This window comes from Streptomyces sp. NRRL B-24572 (genome assembly GCF_002156145.1).
In the GTDB taxonomy this organism is placed as follows: domain Bacteria; phylum Actinomycetota; class Actinomycetes; order Streptomycetales; family Streptomycetaceae; genus Streptomyces; species Streptomyces vietnamensis.
The window spans coordinates 1-2308 of record NZ_MWIG01000514.1; the positions used below are offsets into that span (position 1 = coordinate 1).

The following is a 2308-nucleotide window of genomic DNA, read 5'->3' on the forward strand; positions in this document are numbered from 1 at the left end:
CCGTGTCCTATGTGGTGAGGCGGAGGAGTCGTTTGTAGCAGCAGATGGCCGCGGCGAGGCCGAGGAAGGCCAGGTAGTTGCGGGGATTGCGCTCGTAGCGGTGGTTGAGCCGGCGGTATCCGGTCAGCCAGGACATGGTCCGCTCGATCACCCACCTGCGGCGCCCGAGCCGTTCCGAGGACTCGATGCCCTTGCGGGCGATGCGGACGCCGATGCGTCTTCCGCGGAGCCATTTCCGCAGCTCAGGGATATCGTAGGCCTTGTCGGCGTGCAGGCGCTGGGGCTTGAAATGACGGCCGCGGTGGGGGTCGTGTCTCGTTTGGTGACCGAGCAGCATGGGCTGCAGGGCCTGGCTGTCGTGGGTGTTGGCGGCCGAGACGCCGACGACCAGGGGCAGTCCGTTCGCGTCCGACAGGACGTGCATCTTGGAACCCGGCTTGCCCCGGTCCACGGGGCTCGGACCGGTGAGTTCGCCCCCTTTTTCGCCCGGACGTGGGCGGAGTCCAGGACCGCGCGAGACAGATCCAGGAGGCCGGCGTCGTCGAGGCGGTGCAGGATCTCCTCGTGCAGTCGGCCCCAGACTCCTGCACGCGACCAGATCAGGAACCGGCGGTGCGCGGTCGACTTCGATATCCCGAAGCAGGGTGGCAGGGCCCGCCAGGCGCATCCGGACACCAGCACGTAGATGATCGCGGCGAACAGCGTCTCATCAGGCGTGTCCTGCGTCCCGCCACCCTGCGGCCGCACCCGGGAGGGCGGGATCAGCGGCTTGGCGATCTCCCACAACCCGTCCGGAACAATCCAACTCCACGTACCCCGCCCCATGACGGCCTCAACGACCGCCTCACCACATAGGACACGGTCTAACTTCTGCCGGCTCGGGCCTGGCGGTCCAGGAACTCGATCAGTCGCGTCTCCGAACGCAGGAGCCGTTCCCGTTGTTCAGAAGGAAGGGAAGCGAGGGCATCGACCAGAGCCCGCTTCCGCGGGACATGGACCATGTTCCCGGAGTAGATCCTGCAAGTTGAGCACCAGGCGAACCCGATGCACCGCTCGAACATGGAGGAATCGGGCGGATAGAAGCGGTACTGGTACGAGCGGACGGGCGTCCCACATGCCGCGCAGATCCGGCGGTCACTGTCCGGAGCGGACCAGCCGCTCCCGACCTTGAGCCAGTGCTGCCGCCCGGCCGGTGCTCTTCAAGTCGTCATGCCCAGCATTTTGCCCCACCGAGCTTGCCCGACGCAGCCATCCGAGCAGGTCTCGGCTATCAAGCGCAGACCGAAACGGTCTCTTGATCGACTTCACGGAATCCGTGCCTGAACCCATATGACCCGACAAAATCACACCCGGGTCGACTCGCTCCCACAGTCCGGGCATGTCGCCCCGGCTGCCGTACTGCAGACGTCGATGCGTATCGCCTCGTGACTCACCTCCAGCGACAGCACCGACACGTCCGCGATGGACGGTAATAGCAGGCCCTCCAGAGGAGGCGACGTCTCTTCCACGACGCCGCACTGTCGACCACACCACGATCGGCCTGGTCATTTTCAGGCAACTTCCCGAAGCCTGATCGGCGCATCAGTCGTTACTCAGCGTGCGCGCTTCACGGAAAGCGAGCCAGAACCCCCAGAAGTGAACAGAGCCAGGGCGGCACAGCGGCGGACGCGCTCGCCGAGCTCCTGGCCGCGCTCGCCCGCCACTCCGGCAGCTCTGGTCCGGGATTCACCGAACGCGCGGCCGCGCTGCGCAACGAGATCACTGCCAGCGGCATCACCGCAGCCGTGTTCCTACTGGAGCTCGCCGCCGCGTTCCACCACGCCGTCCGCAACGAGGGCGACGCGGTCCACGAGATCCTCGGCCGCCTTGCCGAGCTCACACGAGGTGGCGACCACGCCTACTACCTCGATGCTGTCCACTACCTCGCCGACTTGGTCCCGCCCGCCGACTCGACCGTCCGCTGGACCGAGGGCCCCGACGCCGTACGGGATCGTTGGCAGAGCCTGGTCGCCACCCGGCGGCAGGCGGCGTAGCTCCCCACCCCCTTCGCCGTACGATGAGCAGCGTGAGCGAACGCCGCACCCTGGGCCCCGGGCCGGAGCACGCTGCCCGTGTTGCCGCCGCCGAGGCCGACCTCCACGACGCGATCCCGGGCAACCGCTTCCCCGCCCTCGACGAGCTGCGCGGCCGCGGCGTGTTCAGCCCCCATCCCGCACCCGCCCCGAGCGCGCGCCGCACCCTTGGCGTCGGCGCCCGCGCGACGAGCGGGACGGACAGCACGGACTGACCCGTGCCCGGGCCCGCCCGG

At 68.3% G+C, this 2308-nt stretch carries 3 protein-coding genes; 2 read left to right on the forward strand and 1 reads right to left on the reverse strand.

All coding sequences use genetic code 11. The features are described from left to right. Positions 1-7: 7 nt before the first annotated feature. Positions 8-825, reverse strand: a protein-coding gene (locus CCN56_RS28425) for an IS5 family transposase (RefSeq protein WP_107484238.1) whose coding sequence is annotated in 2 segments (ribosomal slippage) — positions 8-483 and positions 483-825 — 819 coding nt in all. Because the reading frame shifts where the segments join, the coding sequence is not laid out codon by codon here. A 959-nt stretch (positions 826-1784) separates the two neighbouring features. Here CCN56_RS28425 and CCN56_RS28435 point away from each other — a divergent pair. Then, a complete protein-coding gene (locus CCN56_RS28435; protein ID WP_086830858.1) occupies positions 1785-2033 on the forward strand; it encodes a hypothetical protein in 249 nt (82 codons plus the stop codon). Positions 2034-2065: 32 nt separating this feature from the next. After that, entirely contained in the window at positions 2066-2287 is a 222-nt protein-coding gene (locus tag CCN56_RS28440) for a hypothetical protein (protein ID WP_086830859.1), read from the forward strand. Positions 2288-2308: the final 21 nt, after the last annotated feature.